19 protein-coding genes are annotated in these 22,758 nt (G+C 64.1%); 8 read left to right on the plus strand and 11 right to left on the minus strand.

What is annotated here, in order from left to right; translation table 11 throughout:
- The 3 genes from ACVWWJ_RS17940 to ACVWWJ_RS17950 are packed head-to-tail and all read right to left on the minus strand — an operon-like array spanning window position 1 to window position 2,110.
- Window positions 1-744, minus strand: a complete 744-nt coding sequence (locus tag ACVWWJ_RS17940; RefSeq protein WP_456968952.1) for a hypothetical protein — start codon at window positions 742-744, stop codon at window positions 1-3.
- Window positions 741-1,346, minus strand: coding sequence for a hypothetical protein (locus ACVWWJ_RS17945; protein WP_456968953.1), 606 nt, complete (start codon window positions 1,344-1,346; stop codon window positions 741-743). The genes ACVWWJ_RS17940 and ACVWWJ_RS17945 overlap by 4 nt, the downstream gene beginning before the upstream one ends.
- Window positions 1,343-2,110, minus strand: coding sequence for a hypothetical protein (locus tag ACVWWJ_RS17950; protein WP_456968954.1), 768 nt, complete (start codon window positions 2,108-2,110; stop codon window positions 1,343-1,345). Before ACVWWJ_RS17950 ends, ACVWWJ_RS17945 begins: the two co-directional genes overlap by 4 nt.
- 265 nt (window positions 2,111-2,375) lie before the next feature.
- On the opposite strand from ACVWWJ_RS17950, the gene ACVWWJ_RS17955 reads away from it, so the two are divergent.
- The 5 genes from ACVWWJ_RS17955 to ACVWWJ_RS17975 all read left to right on the plus strand — a co-directional run bounded on the left by ACVWWJ_RS17955 (window position 2,376) and on the right by ACVWWJ_RS17975 (window position 6,614).
- Window positions 2,376-3,335, plus strand: a complete 960-nt coding sequence (locus tag ACVWWJ_RS17955) for an acetyl-CoA carboxylase carboxyltransferase subunit alpha (protein ID WP_159895415.1) — start codon at window positions 2,376-2,378, stop codon at window positions 3,333-3,335.
- A gap of 64 nt (window positions 3,336-3,399) precedes the next feature.
- Window positions 3,400-4,143: an NYN domain-containing protein gene (locus tag ACVWWJ_RS17960; protein WP_159895417.1), complete on the plus strand. Its 744-nt coding sequence runs from the start codon at window positions 3,400-3,402 to the stop codon at window positions 4,141-4,143.
- The gene (tilS, locus tag ACVWWJ_RS17965) at window positions 4,140-5,435 is read left to right on the plus strand and encodes a tRNA lysidine(34) synthetase TilS (protein WP_456968955.1); all 1,296 of its coding nucleotides are present in this window, start codon (window positions 4,140-4,142) and stop codon (window positions 5,433-5,435) included. Before ACVWWJ_RS17960 ends, tilS begins: the two co-directional genes overlap by 4 nt.
- 32 nt (window positions 5,436-5,467) lie before the next feature.
- Window positions 5,468-5,728, plus strand: coding sequence for an exodeoxyribonuclease VII small subunit (locus ACVWWJ_RS17970; protein ID WP_159895421.1), 261 nt, complete (start codon window positions 5,468-5,470; stop codon window positions 5,726-5,728).
- Window positions 5,712-6,614 (plus strand): polyprenyl synthetase family protein, encoded by a 903-nt coding sequence (locus ACVWWJ_RS17975; RefSeq protein ID WP_456969736.1) that lies wholly within the window; start codon window positions 5,712-5,714, stop codon window positions 6,612-6,614. Before ACVWWJ_RS17970 ends, ACVWWJ_RS17975 begins: the two co-directional genes overlap by 17 nt.
- Window positions 6,615-6,735: 121 nt before the next feature.
- On the opposite strand, the gene ACVWWJ_RS17980 is transcribed toward ACVWWJ_RS17975, so the two are convergent.
- The gene (locus ACVWWJ_RS17980) at window positions 6,736-7,155 is read right to left on the minus strand and encodes a DUF4870 domain-containing protein (protein ID WP_159895423.1); all 420 of its coding nucleotides are present in this window, start codon (window positions 7,153-7,155) and stop codon (window positions 6,736-6,738) included.
- Window positions 7,156-7,260: 105 nt separating this feature from the next.
- Complete coding sequence (gene pmbA, locus ACVWWJ_RS17985) at window positions 7,261-8,613, minus strand: metalloprotease PmbA (RefSeq protein ID WP_456968956.1); 1,353 nt, start codon at window positions 8,611-8,613, stop codon at window positions 7,261-7,263.
- Window positions 8,614-8,732: 119 nt separating this feature from the next.
- Between pmbA and ACVWWJ_RS17990 the strand changes: the two genes are divergently transcribed.
- Together ACVWWJ_RS17990 and yjgA are read left to right on the plus strand one after the other, a co-directional pair.
- Window positions 8,733-8,981 carry a DUF1653 domain-containing protein gene (locus tag ACVWWJ_RS17990; RefSeq protein ID WP_456968957.1) on the plus strand — a complete coding sequence of 83 codons (249 nt, stop codon included), beginning with the start codon at window positions 8,733-8,735 and terminating at the stop codon, window positions 8,979-8,981.
- Window positions 8,978-9,529: a ribosome biogenesis factor YjgA gene (gene yjgA, locus ACVWWJ_RS17995; protein ID WP_456968958.1), complete on the plus strand. Its 552-nt coding sequence runs from the start codon at window positions 8,978-8,980 to the stop codon at window positions 9,527-9,529. The genes ACVWWJ_RS17990 and yjgA overlap by 4 nt, the downstream gene beginning before the upstream one ends.
- Window positions 9,530-9,712: 183 nt before the next feature.
- Here the strand turns inward: yjgA and ACVWWJ_RS18000 are convergent, their stop codons facing one another.
- From ACVWWJ_RS18000 to tldD, 4 genes are all read right to left on the minus strand, one after another.
- Window positions 9,713-9,850, minus strand: coding sequence for a hypothetical protein (locus ACVWWJ_RS18000; RefSeq protein WP_159895429.1), 138 nt, complete (start codon window positions 9,848-9,850; stop codon window positions 9,713-9,715).
- 376 nt (window positions 9,851-10,226) lie between these two features.
- Complete coding sequence (locus tag ACVWWJ_RS18005) at window positions 10,227-17,351, minus strand: beta-1,3-glucanase family protein (protein WP_456968959.1); 7,125 nt, start codon at window positions 17,349-17,351, stop codon at window positions 10,227-10,229.
- Between the two features lie 340 nt (window positions 17,352-17,691).
- Window positions 17,692-19,047, minus strand: coding sequence for a flagellar filament capping protein FliD (fliD, locus tag ACVWWJ_RS18010; protein WP_456968960.1), 1,356 nt, complete (start codon window positions 19,045-19,047; stop codon window positions 17,692-17,694).
- A gap of 264 nt (window positions 19,048-19,311) precedes the next feature.
- Window positions 19,312-20,751, minus strand: a complete 1,440-nt coding sequence (gene tldD / locus ACVWWJ_RS18015; RefSeq protein ID WP_159895435.1) for a metalloprotease TldD — start codon at window positions 20,749-20,751, stop codon at window positions 19,312-19,314.
- Between the two features lie 131 nt (window positions 20,752-20,882).
- Between tldD and ACVWWJ_RS18020 the strand changes: the two genes are divergently transcribed.
- Window positions 20,883-22,082, plus strand: coding sequence for a sterol desaturase family protein (locus ACVWWJ_RS18020; RefSeq protein WP_456968961.1), 1,200 nt, complete (start codon window positions 20,883-20,885; stop codon window positions 22,080-22,082).
- On the opposite strand, the gene ACVWWJ_RS18025 is transcribed toward ACVWWJ_RS18020, so the two are convergent.
- Both ACVWWJ_RS18025 and ACVWWJ_RS18030 read right to left on the minus strand, forming a co-directional pair.
- Window positions 22,083-22,448, minus strand: coding sequence for a HigA family addiction module antitoxin (locus ACVWWJ_RS18025; RefSeq protein WP_159895439.1), 366 nt, complete (start codon window positions 22,446-22,448; stop codon window positions 22,083-22,085).
- 11 nt (window positions 22,449-22,459) lie between these two features.
- Entirely contained in the window at window positions 22,460-22,738 is a 279-nt protein-coding gene (locus ACVWWJ_RS18030; RefSeq protein ID WP_456969737.1) for a type II toxin-antitoxin system RelE/ParE family toxin, read from the minus strand.
- Between the last annotated feature and the right edge of the window lie 20 nt (window positions 22,739-22,758).

The following is a 22,758-nucleotide window of genomic DNA, read 5'->3' on the forward strand; positions in this document are numbered from 1 at the left end:
TCAGAAGTCGATGTGAACTTCCTTCGCCTCGACCACGGCGACGTCCTGGATCAGAAGCGGTGTTGCATCCCCCGTCTTCCCGAGTGCAACACCTAACTGGGTAACTCGGGTGTTCGGTGGAACTTCCAGCCGCGCTTCGAACATGCCAGGACGTTCGGACGTGCCGGCCTTCGCATCTTCGAAGGCTATCGACACCTTCTCGCCGTCTTCGTCGGCGGCGATGAGCTTGATGCCCAGTCCGACACTACCCTTTCCGCCATAAGGGGCGTAGGTGACGCGAACGGTGTATGAGGTCGCGCCGTCCCACGTACCGTCGTCCCCGGGAACCGGAAGCCACTGGAAGACGCTGTCGCCCGGATGGCTCACGACGACGCCCGGCCTCGCGTTCACGCCCGTGGCATAGGACGGCTCACCCTCGCCCAGGTAACCCCACGGCATAAGGTGATCGCGAACGGGATGTTCCGTACGTGGCGTGATCTGTGTCCAGCTGAAGGCGGGCTCCCAGGGGTGCCTGTAATTACCGGTTTCAGAGCCGGCCGGTCGCGGCGCGCCGGCAAAATTGCCATTCGGCACCGCGACGAGACACCAGCTCACCAGCGTTGCGCGCGGGTCGCTTGCCCTGTCACGCCCCTTGTCGCACGAGGTGGCATCGAAGAGGGAGCCACTACGGGCGTCGGCAAGCTGCGGCAGAGCAAGCAGGGCCGCCGCCGCCAGCATGCCGCAGACGAACATGCCACGATTCATAGGCCGGCCACCTCTGCGTCGCTGCTCTGGATGAGCACGATGTCGTCGACCTGAACGGTAGCAGGCGTACCGCCTTCGTTATCGATCGTGACAAGTACGTGCGCTGGCGCCGCATACGGTCGACCCTGCACGCTCAACTCCACCGTGCTCCATTCGTCGGTGAGCGCCATGCTGGTGACATGGCCGAGGGGAACCAAGTCAGTCCGCTCGGCCGTGCTCATGGCGAGCGTGGCGCGCACATCGGCCGGTGCATGCTCGGCGCGGATGCGGAAGCGCAAGGTGTAGACGACGTCCGCCGTGTTCCGCGCCCCGTGTGCGTAGACCGCTTGCTGGATACCACTACCCAACGGGAGTGCGGCATACGTGCTGCCGTCGACCGCGATACCGTGGCCTGGAAGACCGACACGTTCCCAGGATGCCAGCATCCCGTCATCGAAGCCGCCGTTCTTCAGCGCGAGGAAACAGGCACCTTCAGCGAAGTATCCGCCCGTGCAGGAAGGCAGCGAGGGGACCGATCCGGCATGTCCGGCATGCGCCATGCTGACGCTGCCGAGCGCCAGGGCGGACGCGAATGCGAACGCGGCGAGGACGTTCGTCCTCATCGTGCCGTCACTCCCAGCGGCGTCCGCTCGATGCGTACGTCGTCGACCTGCAACATGGTCGATGCATTGCCGTCCGTGCGCTCGATGGCTACCAACAGCAATCCCGGCTCCGGCCCGACAATGCCATCGACACGAAAGTCGAGATCGACCCAGTCCCAACCGACGGTACGGGTGGTCGAGGCGAGTTCGCGCACGCTGTCGGGATCGCCCTGCTTTGCGACGCCAAGGCTGACCGCCACATCGGCCGGCAATGCGCCGGAACCACGAGCGCGCAGCTTGACCGTATACGTGTGCTCGGGATCGGCGGGAGCTACCGAACCGAAAGGAAGGGCGACCGACGACAACGCCGATGCGCCCTTGCCGGGCAAGGCGAGCACCCGCGAGTCCGGCGTCTTGCCAAGGTAGGGAGCAGGCGAATACTTGCCGGCCGTCAGATACCAGCCATAGACGCCATCGGGCTTGTTCTGCTCCTCGAAATCGCCGTTGGCAAGGCCGGCCCGGCACAGTGCCTGACTGGTCGTGTCGCGGCAGACCACCATGCCGCGCGGGGACGGCTCCCAGGCGAGCGCCAGCCGGACGAGCTTGGCCATCAGTACGCCCGTCGCGACAATCGGGACGACGATGACGGGACTACGCTTGACCCGGGCGCCAGCGTCGGAATTGTCGGTGGCGGCAAGCGGCGTGGTGTGTGCCTGCAGCGCTCCGGCGTGCAGGGCGAGTGCGAGCAGGCCTGAGCGAATCAGCAGGGTCTTCTTGACGTGCATGGGTGCGTCCTTTCGTGTGGGGTGGCGGCATTCCACCAAAGTCAGCCGCGCATTTGGGCGCGCCCTACGGCGAGCAAGCCGTTCGCTGACGCCACGTCCCGCCTTTGGCTTACTTCGCGGCAAGGGCCTCGTGCCGGAACGGCGCGGAGCGACGACGACTTTCCGTTCAACGACTTAGCTGACGTTGCCAGGACCGTACCCCGGCGCACGCCGACCTCCTTCGGCACCCGGTATACTGTCGGGTCTTCCCGAACCACCGTTGCCCATGAATCCCAATTTCCTCGATTTCGAACAACCCATCGCCGAACTGGAGGCAAAGATCGAAGAACTTCGCCACGCCAGCAGCGGCCAGGCGTTCAATATCGATGAGGAAGTCGGCCGGCTTCGCGAGAAGCTGAAGATCAAGACCGCCGAGATCTTCCGCAACCTCACGCCGTGGCAGGTCAGCCAGGTGTCGCGTCATCCGGGGCGCCCGTACACGCTGGATTACATCCAGGCCATGTGCGAGGAATTCCACGAGCTCAAGGGCGACCGCATGTTCGCGGACGACCAGGCGATCGTGGGCGGCCTTGCCCGCATCAACGGTCGCTCGATCATGATCGTCGGCCACCAGAAGGGCCGCGACACCAAGGCGAAGGTCAAGCGCAACTTCGGCATGCCGCGTCCTGAGGGCTATCGCAAGGCGCTGCGCCTGTTCAAGATGGCCGAGCGTTTCGGCATCCCCGTATTTACGTTCATCGATACCGCCGGCGCCTGGCCGGGCATCAACGCTGAAGAGCGCGGCCAGTCCGAGGCCATCGCGCGAAACCTGCTGGAGATGGCCGAGCTACGCGTGCCGATCATCTGCACCGTCACGGGTGAAGGCGGTTCCGGCGGCGCGCTGGCCATCGGCGTCGGCGACCGCACCCTGATGCTGCAGTATTCGACCTACTCGGTCATCACGCCGGAAGGCTGCGCTTCCATTCTGTGGAAGAGCGCCGACAAGGCCAAGGATGCCGCCGAGGTCATGGGCCTCACCGCCCCGCGCCTGCTCGAGAACGGCCTGATCGACAAGATCGTGCGTGAGCCACTGGGCGGCGCGCATCGCAATGCCCAGTCCATGGCGATTCGCCTCAAGGCCGTCCTGCTCAACGAACTCGACACACTCGAGACGCTGACCACCGACCAGTTGCTCGAGAAGCGCTACAAGCGCCTGCGCGGCTACGGCGCCTTCATCGAAGGCTGACGCGAGCCGCGTCACATCGATCGGGCTACCATCGGGGCTACACGCCCCGACCGCGGATCGCCCCATGGCCAACGACGTCACCGATAAACTCGCCGTCCTCATCGACGCGGACAACGCCCGCCCGGCGATAGTCGACGGCCTTCTCGCCGAGGTGGCGAAGTACGGCACGGCGCATGTGAAGCGCATCTACGGCGACTGGACCGGCCCCCACCTCAATGGCTGGAAAACCGCCCTGCTCGACCACTCGATCCAGCCGATCCAGCAGTTCGCCTATACCTCGGGCAAGAACGCCACCGACTCGGCGATGATCATCGATGCGATGGACCTTCTCTACTCGAACCGCTTCGACGGCTTTTGCATCGTTTCCAGCGACAGCGACTTCACGCGCCTGGCTTCGCGTATCCGCGAAGCTGGCCTCATGGTTTACGGCTTCGGCGAGCAGAAGACGCCGAAGCCTTTCGTTTCCGCCTGCGACAAGTTCGTCTACACCGAAGTGCTCGTCGGTACGGTGGAGAACGAAGCGGCCGAGCCACCCGTGCAGCGTTCGGCGCACGAACTGCGCGGCGACACCAAACTGGTGAACCTGATTCGCAACGCCATCGATGCCGGCTCCGACGAGAACGGGTGGGCGAGCCTCGGCGCGATCGGCAGCATCATCAACAAACGCTCACCCGAGTTCGATTCGCGCAACTACGGTTATTCGAAGCTGAGCGGCCTGATCAACGGCGTCGGCTTGTTCGAGGTCGAGGAACGCCAGCTGGGTAATGCACGCCATCTGTTCGTTCGCCTGCGCGCGAAGGGCAAATGAGCAGCTCACTGACCGATCACCTGGCTCGCGCGCTCGACGAGGTGTCGGGTACGCCGTTGGTCGTCGCCTTCAGCGGCGGCCCCGATTCCACCGCGCTGCTGCACGCGCTGGCCGGCCAGATGCCAAGGCCACCGTTGCGCGCATTGCATATCGACCACGGCTTGCACGCCGAAAGCGCTGCATGGGCAGTGCACTGCCGACGCTTGTGTGACTCGCTCGGCGTGCCGATCGAGGTCGTGCGGGTCACGGTGGACCTCACCCGGGGCGAGGGCATCGAAGCCGCAGCGAGACGGGCAAGGCACGACGCATTCGCGTCCGCCCTGAAACCGGGCGAGCACATCGTGCTCGCCCACCACCGCGACGACCAGATGGAAACCGTCCTGCTCAAGCTGCTGCGCGGCGCGGGGCCGGAGGGCCTTGCCGGCATGAAGCCGCTGCGACCGCTGGCCGCCGGCATGCTGTGGCGTCCCCTGCTGGATCTCCCGCGTGCCGCCCTGCTCGACCACATCACGGCCAATGGCCTGTCCACCCTGCATGATCCGTCCAACGACGATCCGCGCATCGCACGTGGCTTCCTGCGCGCCACGATCATCCCCGCCCTGATCGACCAGTGGCCGCAGGCCGCCGTCAGCATCACGCACAGTGCCCGCCTGTGCCGCGAGGCGGCGGATGGCTTGCGAGAGGGCTGGATCGATGCCCTCGAACAACTGCGCCTCGATGAGAACACCCTGGACGCTCACGGCTGGCTCGAGCTGCGTCCGGCATGGCGCGCGCCTATGCTCGACCACTGGCTTCACGCCGCCGGCCTGAGTTCACCCACCTCCGCACAACGCGAGGCGCTCGAACGCCAGATCCGGGAAGCATCGGCAGAGCGCCTCCCCCTGGTGGGCTGGCAAGACACGGAGGTGCGCGTGTGGAAGGGGCGGCTGTGGGCGATGCCACGATGCCACCCCTTCGACACGGATTGGTCGAGCCCCTGGCATGGCGAATCGCTGGTGCTGCCGGGCGGCGGCGTGCTCACCCTCGACGGCGCCCGCCTGGCTACGCCGCTCACGGTCCGCTACCGACAGCCCGGCGATCGCATACGCACGGCAGGCAACCACATCACCAAGGAACTGCGCGACCTGTTCCAGGAAGGCGCCGTGCCGCCCTGGCGGCGGCCACGCATGCCGCTGCTATGCGAGAACGGCAAGCTGGTTGCGGTGGCCGGCCGCTGGCTGAGCGATCGCGGCAAGGCGATATTCGACCAGGCAGGTGCGCTCCCGGCATGGCAGGACAGCGTTTCCGATTGATCAAAAAGGCCATGTGAGCTAATTTTGCGGGCATGCCGAAGTCCCCTGCCCCCGCTGCGCCCGTGTCGTCCATTGCCGAATTCGAGCACTCGCTCGATGAACTGGAGCAACTGGTCACACGCATGGAAGGCGGCGAGTTGAGTCTCGACGAATCACTGAAGTCGTTCGAGCGCGGCATCGGCCTTTACCGGCACTGCCAGACGGCGCTGGAGCAGGCGGAACTCCGCGTGCGCCTGCTACTCGACCCCGAAGCCCCCGATACCGCCGAACCCTTTGATTCCCACATCGACTGATCTTCCGGCGCCGCTGAAGGCGCTGGTCGGCCGGGCAGATGACGCGCTCGCGCGCGCGTTGCCCCGCGGCGACCTCCCTCCCGTGGAACTGCATGGCGCCATGCGCTACGCCGTGCTCGGCGGCGGCAAACGCCTGCGTCCGCTGCTGGTCTACGCCGCAGGGCATGCCCTCGGGCGCGACGACGGCATCCTCGACGCGCCAGCCTGCGCGGTGGAGATCATCCACGCCTACTCGCTGGTGCACGACGATCTGCCGGCCATGGACGACGACGCCCTGCGCCGCGGCCAACCCACCTGCCATATCGTTTACGGCGAAGCCATGGCGATCCTCGCTGGGGATGCCCTGCAGGCGCTGGCCTTCGAGATCCTTGCCACCCCCTACGGTGACCACGACGACCCAACGGCACGCATCGCCATGCTGCGCGCCCTGGGTGCCGCCTGCGGTGCCGAGGGCATGGCCGGTGGGCAAGCCTTCGATCTCTCCGCCGTCGGCCAGAAGCTGTCGCTGGTCGATCTCGAGCGCATGCATGCCTATAAGACCGGCGCACTGATTCGCGCCTCGGTTCGCCTGGGCGCCCTCGCCGCCGGCTGCACCGACCCCGAACTGCTCGGTCGCCTGGATCGTTACGGCCATGCCGTGGGCCTAGCCTTCCAGGTCCGCGACGACATCCTCGACGTGGAAGGCGAGTCGGCCGTGATCGGCAAGACCGCCGGCAAGGACGCCGCCGCCGACAAGCCCACCTTCCCCTCGATCATCGGCCTGCCCGCGTCACGCGAGCGCCTCGACACCCTGGTCCGCGACGCCCTCGAGGCGATCGAACCCCTCGGCGAACGCGGCGAATGGCTAGCCGACCTGGCGCGCTACTCAGCCCACCGCGCTCACTGACCGTTCTTGTGTGGGAGCCGCTGAAGCGGCTCCCACAATGAAGGCATGCGCCGCAACGCGGCGATCCTTTAGAAGAGAAAGCCCGCTTTCGCGGGCTTCCTTTCACACATGCATCGTTGACTCAGCTAACCAGTCGCAACGCGAACGGATAGCGGTAGCTGCCTGTCTGGCTGACGCGGACCGCGGCGAGGATGCAGAACACAATGTTGAGAATCCACAACACCACGTGCAGGAACGCGCCGATCAGAATCACGGTGAGAATCCAGCAGATCACGTAGCCCAGCAGGACGGTGATCTGGAAGTTCAGCGCTTCCTTCGACTCGGTCACTAGGTAGGACTTGTCGCCCTTGTCCTTGTTGATCAGCCACACGATCAACGGAACGAGGATGCTGAAGAGGAACCCCGACAGATGCGTGAGCATTGCGAGATTCTTGTCGTCGTTCGCATGGGAAACCGGCGTGACCGGCTCGTACGGCGGCGGGCTCGGCGGCGGCGGGCTCGGCGGAGGAGACGGGGGAATCTGGTCGGACGGCGTACTCATGGTGCGACTCCGGTGGCGATGTCGGTCCCACTGTCGGAGAGCGCCGCTGGCGTGTCAAGCCGTGCTTCCGGCACATACCGCCCCCGCAGGGGCGGCACGGGAGCATTATTCGCCGGCGATCGTCATGTTTTCGATCAGCCACGAGCCGGTGAGGATGTGCGAACGACGGTCGACGTCGTTACCCACGGCGACGAGGTTGGTGTACATGTCGCGCAGGTTGGCGGCGATCGTGATCTCTTCGACCGGATAGGCGATCTCGCCGTTCTCGACCCAGAAACCCGAGGCGCCGCGCGAATAGTCGCCCGTGATGATCGACACGCCCTGCCCCATCACCTCGGTGACCAGCAGGCCGGTGCCCAGCTTGCGCAGCATGCCCGCGAAGTCGTCGTCGCCGGTTTTCACGAACAGGTTGTGCACGCCACCCGCGTTACCGGTGGATGTCAGGCCGAGCTTGCGTGCCGAATAGCTGCCGAGGATGTAACGCTCGAGCACGCCGTCGACGATCAGCGGCGCATCGATCGTCGCCACGCCCTCGGCGTCGAATACCGACGAGCCCATGGCCCGCGGAATGAGAGGTTTCTCATCGATACGGAACCAGGATGGCAGGATCTGCTTGCCGACATGGTCGAGCAGGAAGCTGGACCGGCGATAAAGCGACCCGCCACTCACGGCACCGAGCAGATGACCGATCAACGAACGGGAAATCTCAGGCGCGAACAGTACCGGCGCCTGACGGGTGCCGAGGCGCCGCGCATTGAGGCGGGAGAGCGTGCGCTCGGCGGCCTTGCGGCCAATCGCCGCCGGATCCATGAAATCGGTGGCGCTGCGCTGGCTGTCGTACCAATAGTCGCGCTGCATGCCGTCATCGTCGTCACCGGCGATCAGGGCCACGGAGAGCGAATGCCGCGTCCCGCGCTCACGGCCCAGGAATCCGTGGGAATTCGCATAGACCGACAGGCTCCGCCCCGCGTTGACGCTGGCGCCGTCGGAGTTCGTGATGCCGCTGATGGCACGGCCGGCGTCTTCGATCTCCTGGCCCAGGGCGATGGCGTGGTCCACGTCCAGGTCCCAGGGGTGCCAGAGATCGAGGTCCGGGAAGCTCGTGGCCATGCGGTCGGCGTCGGCCAGGCCGGCGGCAGGGTCGTCCTCGGTGAACCGGGCGATGGCGCAGGCCTGGTCGATCGTGGCCTGGATCGAGTCCGGATTCAGGTCGGCCGTGCTGGCCGAGCCCTTGTGCTGGCCGAAATATACGGTGAGCGCGAAGCCCCGGTCCCGGGTGTGCTCGACGGTTTCGACCTCGCCAAGGCGAACGTTCACGCTCAGCCCGACATCGACGCTGGCTGAAACCTCGGCCTGGGTCGCGCCGGCGGCACGGGCGCGGCGGATGGTGTCCTCGGCAAGGGTGGCGAGGCGATCGAGGTCCTGCTGGCTGGTGTCAACGGTGGAAACGAGGCTCACGTGGGCTTCCCGGGGGCTGGCGGTTAGAATGGCAGGCCGCACGCGGCCAATCCCATCCAGATGGGGTCGCGTCACCCGATTAAAAAGCAACGCACCGCGCATGGTGCCATGGAACACATATGAGCATCCGTGTCGGCTTCTACCGCCACTTCAAGGGCATGCCCTACCGCGTACTGGGCACTGCCCGGCACAGCGAAACCATGGAAGAACTCGTGGTTTACCAGGCCCTCTACGGCGAACACGGCCTGTGGGTCCGCCCCGCGTCGATGTTCGCCGAAACCGTCGAGCACGACGGTCGCACGCAACCCCGCTTTGCCTTCGAAGGTGAAGCCACCGACCTATTTGCCACGCCGGAGACCCAGTCATGAAGCCCTACGACGATCGCCCGAAGAAGGACGACGAAGAAGAAGACCTGGGCCCCAGCCGCAGCGAACTGCGCCGCAATGCCCTGGACATGCTCAAGCTGGCCAAGCAACTGGTGGAACTGCCGCCCAGCCGCATCCCCAAGCTGAAGCTGCCCGAAGACATCGTCGACGAGATCGGCCGCACCCGTAAGGTCACCGCCCACATCGCCCACAAGCGTCAGCTGGCTTTCCTCGCCAAGCAGATGCGCCGTCACGGCGATGAAGCGTTCACCGATGCCCGCGCCGCCCTCGGTGAAGACCGCGACCGCCAGCGTCAGGAAGCCGCACACATGCACCGCCTGGAAGCGCGGCGCGAAAAGCTGATGGAGGGTGGTGACATCGCGCTGGGCGAGCTGTTCGACGAATACCCGCACCTGGACCGCCAGCACCTTCGCTCCCTTGTCCGCCAGGCCAAGGCCGAACGCGAAGCGAGCAAGCCGCTGCATGCGTTCCGCGAGTTGTACCGGATCATCAAGGAACTCGAAGCCGGTTCGTCCGAAGAGGAAGCGTGAGCCTCAGTTCCAGGTAAAAGCAGCTTTATGTGGGAGCCGATTCATCGGCGATGCTCTTCCCACAAAGAAAAAGCCAGCGCTCTACAGCGCTGGCTTTTTTTGTTCTGCGTGAATTGAACGGGACAGGCTCAGGTTGGCCCCATCTCAATCGAGCCCGATCAGGCATTACTCCGGGGCACGAGCTCAGCGAACAGCGACGACGAAGGCGGCGGCTGATGCAACGTGCGTGGCGGGCGAAACGATGAAGGCACCGAGCATCAGCAGGCAGGTCAGGACGCTGGCGGCGAAGAAGGTCTGCAGCATGGCGGTTTCGAATTTCATGGTCGTTGTCCTTTGACGATGTTTTAGGTGGGTTCGTGGATACGGCTGCATCAGACGTGCCAACTGGCGGAATGGGCTGCAGGGCGCATTTCTCGGCGGTTTTCGCTGCGACGGCGCGCGCGTAATGGGTGTCCGCGGACGGAAGGCGGGGCGTCCGGACGGGTGTCCGGGCGGTGAGGTGGGCTGGATATCGCCGCTGAAGCGGCTCCCACATAAGAGGCATGAGCTCGCGTAGCGAGCTGTCCGCTAAAGAGGCAGCGCACGGCGATCTGGTTTTCGCCGATGAATCGGCTCCTACAAAAGAAGAAAGCCCGGCGTTTAGCCGGGCTCTCCTTTTCGAAAGAGGCGGCGAATAGCCGCCGCCCCTGTGTCGCTATTACCAACCGATCCCGAGTTCGAGATGTTCCGGCTGCGTCTCGATCAATGTCGAGCTCTGGTCGGACACATCGTCGTACGCGAAGCCGTAGGCCTTGCCGTTCACGCCATGCAGGTGCCAGAAGCGTGAGTAGTAGTTCGCCGGCGACTGCAGGTAGAACGAGGAAGCATCCTTCCACTGCGTGGTGTCTTCCATCACGTGGCGGTTGAACGCTGCGCAGATCTGCGCCTCCAGCTGGCCTTCGACACCCCAGGGGTCGTTCGACCGGGCAAGGGCGCCCTTGCCTTCCAGCACGTCCTGCGTGGTCGGCTTCTGCACGTTGAAGAGCATGCCTTGCGGCTCGTCTGCTTCGTGCGTGTCCGCCCAGTTCGTGTGACGGAAGGTCAGCACGCCATTCACCACGCTGCCTTCGAACTGCTTGGCACCGATGGTCATCTCCAACAGATGGCTCTGGTAGAACGTCCACGAGTCATCGATGTAGCCGTCGAAGTAATGCTCCTGCGGCTTGCCGACATCGAACTGGTCCTTGCCCGGGGCGAGGATCCGGATCGGATCGGCCTCGGTCAGTGCGAACTCAGCCGGCACTTCCTGGTTGTACTGCGAGAAGATCTGCGCGCGCGTCTGCGTGATGCCCGATGCCACGTGCCTGGTCTTGCTGCCGCCGAAGACATCGAGCGCGAGCGGGATGGAGAACTGGTCCACCTGCGTCGTGTTGATGAAGATGGCGTTGTCGTTCCAGGTGAACTCGTACCAGTCGTAGTACACCCCGATGTTCGGGTCGGTACCGTTGAGCGGGTTGGGACCCGCGAAACCGATCGAATCGTCGGCTGCCTTGAGCACCTTGATGTACATCGGTTCGCCGACCGAGACGAAGATGCGGCCCGAATCCAGCTTCGGCAGCAGGAGCAGCTTGGACTGCGCCAGCGTGAAGAAGTAGTTCGGATAGTTCTGGCCGTTCTTGGTCAGGTGACCGGCACCGTCGTTGTCCTCGACCTTCAGCGGTGCCACCGTGCCATCCGGCTTCACCCACGAGAACACGTTGGTCTTCGGATCGCGACCGATCACCGCGACGTACACCTTGTCGTCGGTCCACTTGCCATTGGTCGTGTTGCGCAACTGGGTGCCGATGAAGCCCGGGTATACCGAGTAATCGAAGCCCTGCGACGGATCGTTGGAGCCCGGGTTGGTCGGCTGGGTCGGCGTCGTGCCATCACCATCCGTGCCGTACACCTCGAGTTCCCACAGCGAGTAACCGTACTGCGTGCTGCGCTTGATGCCATGCATGCGGACGTACCGCGCCGAGACCGGCGTGAACGTGCGCGTTTCCACCCCACCGGTGCTCGCCGGATTCGCATCCGCCGTCTGCCAGGTGGTGTGGTCGGTCGACACTTCGATCGCATACGACGTGGCGTGCGCGTTCTCCCAGTTGAGCACGACCTTGTTCACCAGCTTGACCGAACCGAGATCCACCTCGATCCACTGGTCATCGGTAAAGCCAGACGACCAACGCGTGCCTGCATCGCCGTCGTTGACGTTACCCGGCTTGAACGCCACCGGATTCTCCGAATCCGACGCGACCACCGGACGGTTGAGGGCGAGGTTGCTCGTGCCCGACACCGGCTGCTGCGGAGCGGCCGGCTGCTGCACGGTAAGCGTCGCCGCCTGGCTCGTCGCGCTGCGACCCGCTGTGTCGGTGACGACTACATCGTAGTTGCCCGCATCGGCCATCGCGGCCGTGAAACCGAGGCTGGCCTGGGTGGCACCGGCGATCGACGCATTGTTGTGGCGCCACTGGTAACCCACCGTGCCATTCGCCTTCACACCGACGGTGAAGTTCGCCGCCTGCCCTGCCGTCACGCTTTGCGACTGCGGCTGACCGACGATGGTCGGGGCCGTCGCGGCGTACACCTCGAACTCGAACATCGAGACGCCGTAGTCGGTGTTGCGATGCAGGCTGTTCATGCGGACGTACTGTGCGGTCTGCACCGGGAAAGTCTGCGTGTCCACGCCACCCTTGCCGACGACGGGGCCGACCACGGTGTTCCAGGTCTTGCCATCCGACGACACATCGATCGTGTACTGGGCCGACGAAGCGTTCTCCCAGCGCATGATCACGTGATCGAAGCTCTTCGGCGCACCGAAGTTCACGATCAGATCGACCGGATCCTGCTTCTGCACGGAACCCCAACGGCTGTTGAAGTCACCGTCGATCGCCGCAGCCGGATTGAGGTCCGGACGCTCGGTGCCGTAGGACGACGATGCCGTGGCACCGATGGCGATGTTCACGCCACCCTTGCCGTCACCCGGCGTACCCGGGCTGGGCGGATTGCCGCCACCGTTGTCGTTGCCACCACCGTCGTTCGGCTGCGTGACCGGACCGGCCCACGTCGGCGGATCGATACCGGCCGTGGAGTTGTCCACCGTCAGCAGCACGTTGTTGCTCGCGGTGGTGAGGCCCTGCGCACTGACGACATTCACGCGGTAGACGGTGCCATTCTGCGCGGCGGTGAGGGCCCGCGTTGCATAGGTGCCGTCCGCCGTGCTCGACACGAACGTGAGTACGTCCTGGTCGTTGGCGTCCTTGGTCACGGTATACCAGTCGTAGCTGAGCGGACCGACGCCCGTTGCCTTCACGCTGAAGGGAGCGGAGCGGCCCACGCCAGCGGTCTGGTTGCCGGGCTGTGCCGTAATGGTCGGTGCGACCACCTTCGTACCCTTCACGCAGAGCACGTGGCCCGGGTTGTTCTCCGCCACTTCGCGGCGGATATCACCCAGCGAACTCACCTGGAAGGCGAACGTGTTATCCGTCGGATCCTGACCTTCGGTCCACGTATTCCACGAACCCGGGAACGCTTCGGTCGAGGCGTTATGGCCGCTGATGGCCAGCGCTTCGTCGACGGTCGGCAGGCGCATGCTGCTCTTCGCGCATTCCTGGATGGCGACCGACTGCGTGAACTGCGCACCCTGGTCGGTGAAGCCGCGCTGCACGCGATCCCACTGCAGGCCGCTCAGGTTGTCGGTAACCAGGTTTGAGCCGGTCGCGACCGTATAACGATCCGTCGCGGCGCAGCAACCAGCCGAGTTGTACACCTCGAACTCATACAGCGAGTAGCCATAGTCCGTGGCGCGCTTGATGCCCTGCATGCGCACGTAGCGACCCTTCACCGGATGGTCGAAGGTGAAATCCTCCGTGCCGCCCGTGCTGGTATCGGTGTGGTACGCGTCCTGGAAGCCCGTATCCGGGCTGTCCGAGTACTGGATCTTGTACTCGCTGGCGTGAGCGTTTTCCCACTTCAGCACGACGCGGTTGAACGTGCGCGACGAACCGAGATCGACCGTCATGAACGCCGCGTCGTCACCGATCTTCGAGCCCCACCGGGTCGTTTCGTCACCGTCCACGGCCTGCCATGCGGCCGTGCCCTGGGGGTTTTCCACCACCGAGGAAGCAGTCACTTTTTCACGCGCGAGGTTCGCACCTGGCGGCGCCAGGGTGAGTTTCGCCGTCGTGGTCGCCACCGCGCCGGTGATGTTGGTCACCGTAACGGTGTACGTACCGACATCGCTCTGCTGCACGGATGGGATCGTAAGGGTCGGCAGATCGTCGCCTACTGCAACACCACCCACGGACCACTTGTAGTGGAACGGCGAGGTGCCGGCCACCAGGGTGGTCGCGTCGAACGTCGCCGGCTGACCCGGATTCGCACGAACGTCGGCCAGCGTACCGGTGAAGACCGGCGGACGCGGCGCATTGACGGTAAGCGCCGCTGCCGTCGAAGGCACGGAGCTACCGAAGTTGCCGATGACGACGGAGTAATTGACGTTGCTGTCGGCGATGCTCAGCGTCGGCGTGTCATAGCTCGGATCGTTCGCACCCGGAATGGCCGAGGCGCCCTTCATCCACTGGTAGGTCAGCGTCGGGGAGCCCGATGCCACGACCTGGAAGTGGGCTTGCTGGCCTGCGTCGACATTCTGGGCCGTCGGCTGCGTGGAGATGACTACCGGGCTGAAGGCAAATACCTTGAGCATGGCGGCACCCGACTCCTGGTCAGGACCCTGCCCGTGTACGACGACACTGTAGGTCGAGCCGTCATCGCCACGCGTCGAAGCCGGCGTGACGTAGCTTGCGCTCGTCGCACCCGGGATTTCCACGCCGTTCTTCTTCCACGTGAAGCTCAGCGGCGGTGTGCCGGAGGCGGTTACGGAGAAGTGACCGACATCGCCTGTGGTGATGCTCTGGTCGATCGGCTGCGCAATGATGGACGGCGGACCCGATGCGGTCGGCGGCGCCGGCACGTTGACGATCGCGAACGTGGCGGAGCCTGCCGTCAGGCCGGCTGCCGTCGCGGTGACCGTCACCTGGCCCGGCGTGAACTTCGAGCGCAGCGCGATCTTCTGCAGGCCACCCTCGAACTGAAGTTCCGGCGAGCCCGGCGAGTGATAGCTGTGAACCGGCTCCGGAATGCCGCCGTTGGTGTCCGGCACTTCGCCGGCGCTGTAGTCGACATACTGCTGCGTGCCACCCTGGTAAGTCACGATGGACGCGCCACTGGTGACTTCGAAGGTGACCTTCTGCGCGGCATCGGGAACGACGATGTTGTTCGCATCGACGACCTTGGCGACGATGAAGGCGGCATCCGAACCGTTGGCGGTGACCTGGAAGCGCGTACCGTCCGGCTTGACGACGTTCGGAACGACATCGAGCTCGATGTGGTCCGCCTTGCCGGCCGTGGTCAGCGTATCGGCGACGGGCTGGCCGTCCGAACCGGTACGCACGCTACCCAGTGCGTCGATGCACTGCGCGGTAGCGGTACCCGCCTGCCACGTCACGTTCCAATGCACCTGGCCCGGCAGCTTCGTCGTGGCCTGCGCCTTGTCCGAACCAACGATCTTGCCGGTGTCTTCGTTGGTAGCACCGTTCTCGACGTTGTACGACGCGTCATCGATCGTGTCCCACGGGTTCGGTACCTGGTCGCTACCCTGCGCCACGCCGTTCACCAGCAGGCGAACCTTCGGGCAGTTACTGAAGGCATTGACCTGGATATCGCCCGTGCGGTTCCACGTGTTGGCCAGCTTGACGACCGGACGCAGGTCGTAAGGTACCCACACCGACTCATAGATGTAATAGAGCATGCGCGGGAAGCGGTTCGCATCCGTCATCGATGCGTTGTTGCCACGCACGTTATGACGGAAGCCCTTGATCGGCTTGCCGTCCGGATGCGTGGCGATGCTGCCGTCCGCGTTTTTCTGGTACGCCCAGTGCGTGGCATCCTCGAGACCTTCGACCATCTCGATGACTTCGCCCGGGGTATCGGACATGTACCACTGAGCCATGCCGAACGTGCCGACCTTGCGTGCCTGCGAGTACGGCACGAGGTAGTTCAGCGCGAAGGCCAACTCGTAGTCGTACGAGTGACGCAGCGTGCCCGGTCCCCAGTATTCCGCGCCCCAGGCGGGCTTGTTCGGGAACTCGTTCGAGTGCAGGTAGGTTTCGCAACCGGCCTTCGAGCAGCTGAGGATGTCGCCATTGGCGGCATCCGGCGTGCGATCGGCCGCGGCGCGCGGGTTGATGCTGTCCCACGTGCGGGCCAGCGCGCGAAGCTCGACCGCAAACGGCGTCGACATCACGCCATTGTCGTGCTCCCACGCGAGGATCGACGGGTGGCTGCGATCGCGGATCACGATGTCACGATGGACCTCGCGCTTGATCGTCCACATGTCGTTGCAGGCCCGGTCGCTGGCCGCGCAAGGCGTGGCGAAGCCGTTCTCGCCATCGCCGCTGGGCTGGACGATGAACACGCCGAGCGCATCCGCGGCTTCGACGAACTCGGGGCTCGACGGCGAATGGCCGGGGCGCCACAGGTTGCCACCACCGGCGGCAAGCTGCTGCAGGTCGCGCCACTGCTGCTCCTCGGGCACGGACGAACCGAGCGCGGGATAGTCGTAGCGGCCCGAGCCGCCCCACATGTACTGCTTGGCGCCATTGACGTACGGGAAGTCCTTGTCCCAGGTGATGACGCGGATGCCGAGCGTGCTCTGCTTCGCATCCACCACCACGCCGTCGATGCTCACGGTGTGGAGCACCTTGTAAAGGTACGGCTTACCGTTGACGCTGTTGTTCGGGTACCACAGGTGCGGACTGCTCACCTGGAGGGTTTCGTCGAACACCGGCGTTTCATTGCCCGGTACGAAGTTCGCCGGCAACGTCTTCTGCTGCTGGTCGGACTTGACCACGTTGCCGTCGGCGTCGACGATCTGCGTGGTGAGTACCACCGTCTTGGCCACGTTGGTCTCGTTGGCCACGTTGGTCTGCACTTCGACGGTCGCCGTCGAATGGTCGGCGCTGAGGCTCTTCGTGCCGACGTACGTACCCCAGGTCTTCTGGCCTGCGTAGACGTTCTCCGGGATATGCACGAAGTTGGTCACGTGCAGCTTTACCGGACGGAACAGGCCGGCTTCGGCCTGGCCGAAGCGGAACGATCCGGAGAAACCCGGATCCTCGAAGAAGCCACCGCCACCGCGACTGACCTTGACTGCCAGCACATCGGTGCCGTCGAACTTGAGGAAGGGTGTCAGGTCGACGATGTGCGGCAGGAAGCCGATGACGTGCGTCGCGTCGGCATCCAGCTGGCCCGGCTGGTTGAGCACGCCGGTACCCGGGACAAAATGGCCGTTGATGTAAACGCGGTCACCGGTATGCGCACCTTCGAACTCGACCATGACTTTCTTGCCGACGAACTTCGCCGAGTCGTCGAGTTTTACGCGGTACCAGCTGGTCTCGCCGTCCAGGCTGCCCTGGCCGCCGCCCGATTCCTGGTTGATGAAGGTGGTGAAGTCGTTGGCGGCGTGCGGGATACCGACCGTCAGCCATGCGCTGTCGTTATAGGTCGGTATGGCACCGTCGTCGCCATTGGGAAGTGGTGCGTACACCACCGGATCGTTCGGGTTCTGCACGGCCTGCTTGGTGTATTTCCAGGGCCGTGCGCCGAGGTTGATGTCCTGGCGATCCGAGGGCGCGACCGTGACCGCTTGCGCGGTCATCGTCGCGCCAAGGAGTACGGCGGCGAGCAGGCTTGCCAGCCGCCCTCGTCCGTTCGCCCCGCGCGTGTGTATCGGGTGTGTCTGCATTGGGTGTGGGTCCCCTGTGAGAGCCGCTGAGGGACAGCGCGTTCGCAACAGGCACGACGGCACGAGCCGGCGGTCTGAGCTGCCGGCTGTACTGCGGTCGATACGAGGTGAGTGGAAGGCTACAAGCCCGACGAGTCGTCCTGCCCGAACGATGCCTTGGGGGATTTAGCCGTCCATACGCTGTCTGCCGGCGGATCATCCGCCTGCCGGATGACAGTCACAATACTTTACGAGACCCCATCAGGTACTTTCGCCACCATACGCTCGCGTTCCGTGACGCACGTCATATTTATGCGGTGGTGGATAGAATTCAACAAGACCGTTTTATCGGATCGTGCGGTCATTTGTTCTTGGACAGGGCGTCGAACTGCTGCTGCAGGTAGCTGCTCGTGCTGCCCAGCTTGGTCATCATGGTGTCCAGCGCCGTGTACTGCTTGGTGATGCGGTCGACGAAGGATTGCATCGTGATTTCGAAGTCGGCCGACTTCTTGTCGATGTCCTTCTTACTCGAATTGAGGTTGGCGGTGCGCTGACTGAGGATGCCTTTGGACGATGTCCAGTCGGCGATCATCTTGTCTAGCTTCACGGTCACGCCTTGGGGGCCACTGAGGAGCGCCTGGGTTTCCCCCGGCGAGGTTGCCAGGGCCTTGGTCAACTTAGTCGCGTCGAACTTCAGCGTTCCGCCCAGCTGAAATGCCACGCCCAGGTCACTTAGCGATCGCGGTCCCGCCGTGTTGCCGGACGACTGCGAGCCCAGCAAGGCTGTCATCTGGCTCTTGATCGACGTGACGGTCGCATCGCCGATGAGCGCGCCGACCTGCTGGTTGGTCTGGTCGTACTTGGTCAGCGTCTGATACAGCGCGACGAATTGGTTATAGGCCGTGACCAGCGAGGTCAGTCCGGTGGCGACGGCACTCGTGTCGGTCTGGATGGCCATAGTGGCAGTGCCAACTTTGCTCAGCGTAAGCGTCACGCCATCGATTGCCGACGCCACGGTGTTCGTAGGACTTGTCGCCTTGGTGTTGCCGTCGATGGTGAACTCGGCGTCCTGCGCGATGGTCGTCGCCGTGTCGGTCGCTGGATCGAAGGCGAGCTGCTGCAGCGCGGGATCGCCGTTGGCCGTGACCTTGAATGCGTTCTGCTTGCCGGTCGAGGCCGACGTGAGCGTCAGATGGGCGCCGTCCGAACCGGTGACGATGCTGGCCGTGACGCCGGGATTGTTTGACGCTTTGTTGATGACGTCGCGGATGTTCTCGAGCGTGTTGCCGGGCGGCTTGATGTCGATAGTCATCGCTTTGTCGCCGATGGAAAACGTCAGCGAGCCCGATCCCAACACCGTCTTGCTGCTGGCAAAGGGGACGGAGTTCGTCTTCTGGGCCGTCGCGAGCTTGGTGACGTCGATGGTGTATGTGTTGGACTGCGCGTCGGCATCGGTAACGGCAGTAAGCACGGTCGGTTCGCTCACCGTCGTCTTGTGCGTCTTGAACGCCGTGCCGTCGGACAGCGCTTTCATCGCGTTCTGCAGGTTCGTCAACGACGAAGTGAAGTTCCCAACCGCGGAGATCTTCGTCTTGTTCGTGTCGTAAAGCTTGGCGATCGCTTTGTCCGGCTCTCTTCGCTTGTTGTCGGACAGCCCCTTGACGACGCCGGCGACGTCGAGCGAGCTCGAGCCGAGGTTGATGGTGTTGGTTGCCATGCGATTCTCTCCTTGAGAACGCCCGTCCGGGGCGTCGAGTTCTTGACGGCCGGGGCGCCGTCAAGCTGCTTTCCCTGTTCGCAAGCAATTACGATGCCATCGCAACTTAGTGCGGTCACCGCCTCACTGCCGGCCCCGCCTCACTGTGGGAGCCGCTTCAGCGGCGATGCTCTGCGGCATCACCGCTCCGTCGGCTTTTCGCCGATGAATCGGCTCCCACAGTGAAGCAGCCTCACATTTGAATCGGCTCCCACATTGCCTTTATCAGGAGGCGGTGCCGCCTACCGTCATGGCATCCACGCGCAGCGTGGGCTGGCCGACGCCGACCGGGACGCTCTGCCCATCCTTGCCGCACACGCCCACGCCTTCGTCGAGCTTTAGGTCATTGCCGATCATCGAGACCCGGGTGAGGACCTCCGGGCCGGAGCCGACCAGGGTGGCCCCCTTGACGGGGCGTGTCACTTTCCCGTCTTCGATGAGGTAAGCCTCGCTCGCCGAGAAGACGAACTTGCCGTTGGTGATGTCCACCTGGCCGCCACCGAAGTTCACGGCGTAGAGCCCCCGCTTCACCGAACGGATGATTTCTTCCGGTTCGCGGTTGCCCGCCAGCATGTAGGTATTGGTCATCCGTGGCATCGGCAGTTGCGCGAAGGACTCGCGGCGGCCGTTTCCGGTGGACTTCACACCCATCAGGCGGGCATTGAGCTTGTCCTGCATGTAGCCCTTGAGGATGCCGTTCTCGATCAGCGTGGTGCACTCGGTCGGCGTGCCTTCGTCGTCGATGCTCAGCGAGCCGCGGCGACCCGGAAGGGTACCGTCGTCGACCACGGTGACACCCTCGGCGGCAACGCGCTGGCCGATCCGGCCGGCGAAGGCCGAACTACCCTTGCGGTTGAAATCGCCTTCGAGCCCATGGCCGATCGCCTCGTGCAGCAGCACGCCGGGCCAGCCTGGCCCGAGGACGACGGTCATGCTGCCTGCGGGGGCGTCGACCGCTTCGAGGTTGACGAGTGCCTGACGAACGGCCTCATCGGCGAACGCATGGGCGCGACCGTTGGCGATCAGCTCGCCATAGCCATAGCGACCGCCGCCGCCGGAGTGACCCTGCTCGCGCCGGCCGTTCTGCTCGACGATCACCTGGATGTTGAGGCGAACCAGCGGACGCACGTCGGCCGCCAGCGTGCCGTCCGAGGCGGCGACGAGGATCGTGTCCAGCGTGGCGGCGAGGCTGACGACCACCTGCTTGACGCGTGGGTCGCGCGAGCGCGCGTAAGCGTCCACCTCGCGCAATAGCTTGATCTTGTCCTCGTTGGGCAGGCTCTCGACCGGATCGATCGCGGGGTACAGGCCGCGACCGGAGGCGATGGCCAGCGGCTTGCCCGCACCGGCGCCGCCCTGGGCGATGGCCCGGGCCGCGCGCGAGGCTTCGAGCAGCTGCGGAAGCACGATCTCGTCCGAATACGAGAAACCGGTTTTCTCGCCCGAAATGGCCCGGACGCCGACACCCTGTTCGATGGAATGACTGCCGTCCTTCACGATGCCCTCTTCCAGCACCCAGGATTCGCTGCGCGAATGCTGGAAGTACAGGTCGGCCGCATCGATCGACGGGCCCATGAGCTGGGAGAACACGCGATCCAGATCAGTGGAAGCGAGGCCGCCCGGGGTGAGCAGGCGGCGTTCGGCGAGGGAAATCAGGGAGTCCATCAGGTCTGCCGGTAGGGAATCGGGATAACCCCGGAAATGGGGGTGCACGGGCCCAGCTTAAACCCTGTAGCCGCCCTACTCCCACGCAAATTGCTACGATGACCCCGAATCCAACGGGGACGGACCACACGATGAGCAAGGGAATCAAACGAGACTTCGCGCGCCGCGCCGCGACAGCGCCTGTCCGGCGTGCCGAAGCGGTGGTGGACGAAACCCGCGACCTGCTCCACAAGAGCGGCGAACTTTCGCCACGCAAGGCCATGGTCAGCACGGCCATTGCCCTGTCGCTGGGCTTCCTCTGCCTGCTGGGCGTGATCGCCTTTCACTATCCCCAATACCTGACCACCCCTGACCTGCGCCATCGGTATTCGGTGGATGTGCTGCGCCAGGCCCTTCTTGGCGCGCTGCTCATCGCTGGCGGCCTCTCACTAGCCAATGTGATCCTCGGCCGCAAGCGCAATCTCAATATCGCAGCCTTCGTCATGGTGGTCGCGGCGGTCGCGCTGGGCGGCTCACGCGTGCCGGTAGGCGCCTTTCCCGATCACACGCCGTATATCGGCCTGGACTGGTTCATCCTCGACCTGCTCGGCTCGACGGTGCTTTTCGTGGTGATCGAGAAGCTCTTTCCGCTTTACCGGGGCCAGAGTGTCTTCCGCTTCGAGTGGCAGACCGACATGAAACATTTCGCGGTGAACCATTTCATCGTCGGCCTCGCGCTGTTGATCGTGAACTTCCTGATCCACCATGCGTTCGGCTGGCTGGTCAGCAGTCATTTCCAGCAGATGGTGGCCAGCATTTATTTCGTACCACAGCTGCTCCTGTGCGTGCTCGTCGCGGACATGGCCCAGTACTGGACGCACCGGGCGTACCACGAGGTGCCGTTCCTCTGGCGCTTCCACGCCGTGCACCACAGCGTGAAGACGATGGACTGGCTGGCCGGCTCGCGGCAACACATGTTCGAACTGATCTTCACGCGCGTCTGCGTGCTGGCACCGCTTTACGTGCTCGGCTTCAGCGAAGCGGTGATGAATGCTTACATCATCGTCGTCGGCTTCCAGGCCGTGTTCAACCACGCCAACGTCCACCTGCCGTGGGGACCGGTGAAGTACGTTCTCGTGACGCCGGACTTCCACCACTGGCATCACGCGTCGGATGACGAAGCGATCGACAAGAACTATGCCGCGCATTATGCGTTTCTCGACTATCTGTTTGGCACCGCCGTGAAGGGAACCAGGCAGCAGTTTCCGGAGAAGTACGGCGTTGTCGGCGACTACATGCCGGAGGGATTCATCCGGCAGCAGCTGTTTCCGTTTCGTCGGCAGAAACCCTGATCAGGGGCGCGGGTTGCGTTTCGGGGCTGGCGTCGATCGGCGGGTCCCCGGCTTTTTCGTCGGGGTGGTTTTCGATAGCTGAGACCAGGGGACGATGGCCGCGAGCGTGTCGGCCATGAGGTCGCGGGTCATCTCGCGATCGTAGCTCGCCTGAAGACCCGTCCAGAATTCCGGGGATTGTTCAAAGAAACGCGACAACCGGAGAGCGGTGTCCGCCGTGATCGCGCGTCGCTCGGCAACAATCTCGCCGATTCGCGGAGCCGGAACACCAATCGCTTTCGCAAGACGATACTGACTCAGCCCCAAGGGCTTCAGATACTCTTCGAGCAGGATTTCGCCAGGATGGGGAAAGGGGACTTCGCGCACGGTGGCTCTCCTTAGTGGTAGTCGACGACGGTCACATGATGGGCGTTGCCATGAATCCACACGAAGCAGATCCGGAATTGGTCGTTGATCCGGATGCTGTACTGTCCGCTCCGATCCCCTTGCAAAGATTTGAGCCGGTTGGAAGGAGGATCACGCAGATCTTCCAATCTTCGTGTGTCATCGAGCACAGCGAGTTTGCGCATCAACGTTCGCTCGATGTTGATCCAGCGCCGTATTCGCTCACCTTTGAAAAACGCCTGCACATCGGGATCACCGAAAGACATGATCATGACTAATAACGCCGCTCGAT

This window comes from Luteibacter sp. HA06 (assembly GCF_054061215.1).

Coding starts and splice junctions, on each gene's coding strand:
- ACVWWJ_RS17940 (WP_456968952.1), bottom strand. CDS start 744: ATGAATCGTGGCATGTTCGTCTGCGGCATGCTGGCGGCGGCGGCCCTG.
- ACVWWJ_RS17945 (WP_456968953.1), bottom strand. CDS start 1,346: ATGAGGACGAACGTCCTCGCCGCGTTCGCATTCGCGTCCGCCCTGGCG.
- ACVWWJ_RS17950 (WP_456968954.1), bottom strand. CDS start 2,110: ATGCACGTCAAGAAGACCCTGCTGATTCGCTCAGGCCTGCTCGCACTC.
- ACVWWJ_RS17955 (WP_159895415.1), top strand. CDS start 2,376: ATGAATCCCAATTTCCTCGATTTCGAACAACCCATCGCCGAACTGGAG.
- ACVWWJ_RS17960 (WP_159895417.1), top strand. CDS start 3,400: ATGGCCAACGACGTCACCGATAAACTCGCCGTCCTCATCGACGCGGAC.
- tilS (WP_456968955.1), top strand. CDS start 4,140: ATGAGCAGCTCACTGACCGATCACCTGGCTCGCGCGCTCGACGAGGTG.
- ACVWWJ_RS17970 (WP_159895421.1), top strand. CDS start 5,468: ATGCCGAAGTCCCCTGCCCCCGCTGCGCCCGTGTCGTCCATTGCCGAA.
- ACVWWJ_RS17980 (WP_159895423.1), bottom strand. CDS start 7,155: ATGAGTACGCCGTCCGACCAGATTCCCCCGTCTCCTCCGCCGAGCCCG.
- ACVWWJ_RS17990 (WP_456968957.1), top strand. CDS start 8,733: ATGAGCATCCGTGTCGGCTTCTACCGCCACTTCAAGGGCATGCCCTAC.
- yjgA (WP_456968958.1), top strand. CDS start 8,978: ATGAAGCCCTACGACGATCGCCCGAAGAAGGACGACGAAGAAGAAGAC.
- ACVWWJ_RS18000 (WP_159895429.1), bottom strand. CDS start 9,850: ATGAAATTCGAAACCGCCATGCTGCAGACCTTCTTCGCCGCCAGCGTC.
- ACVWWJ_RS18005 (WP_456968959.1), bottom strand. CDS start 17,351: ATGCAGACACACCCGATACACACGCGCGGGGCGAACGGACGAGGGCGG.
- fliD (WP_456968960.1), bottom strand. CDS start 19,047: ATGGCAACCAACACCATCAACCTCGGCTCGAGCTCGCTCGACGTCGCC.
- tldD (WP_159895435.1), bottom strand. CDS start 20,751: ATGGACTCCCTGATTTCCCTCGCCGAACGCCGCCTGCTCACCCCGGGC.
- ACVWWJ_RS18020 (WP_456968961.1), top strand. CDS start 20,883: ATGAGCAAGGGAATCAAACGAGACTTCGCGCGCCGCGCCGCGACAGCG.
- ACVWWJ_RS18030 (WP_456969737.1), bottom strand. CDS start 22,738: ATGATCATGTCTTTCGGTGATCCCGATGTGCAGGCGTTTTTCAAAGGT.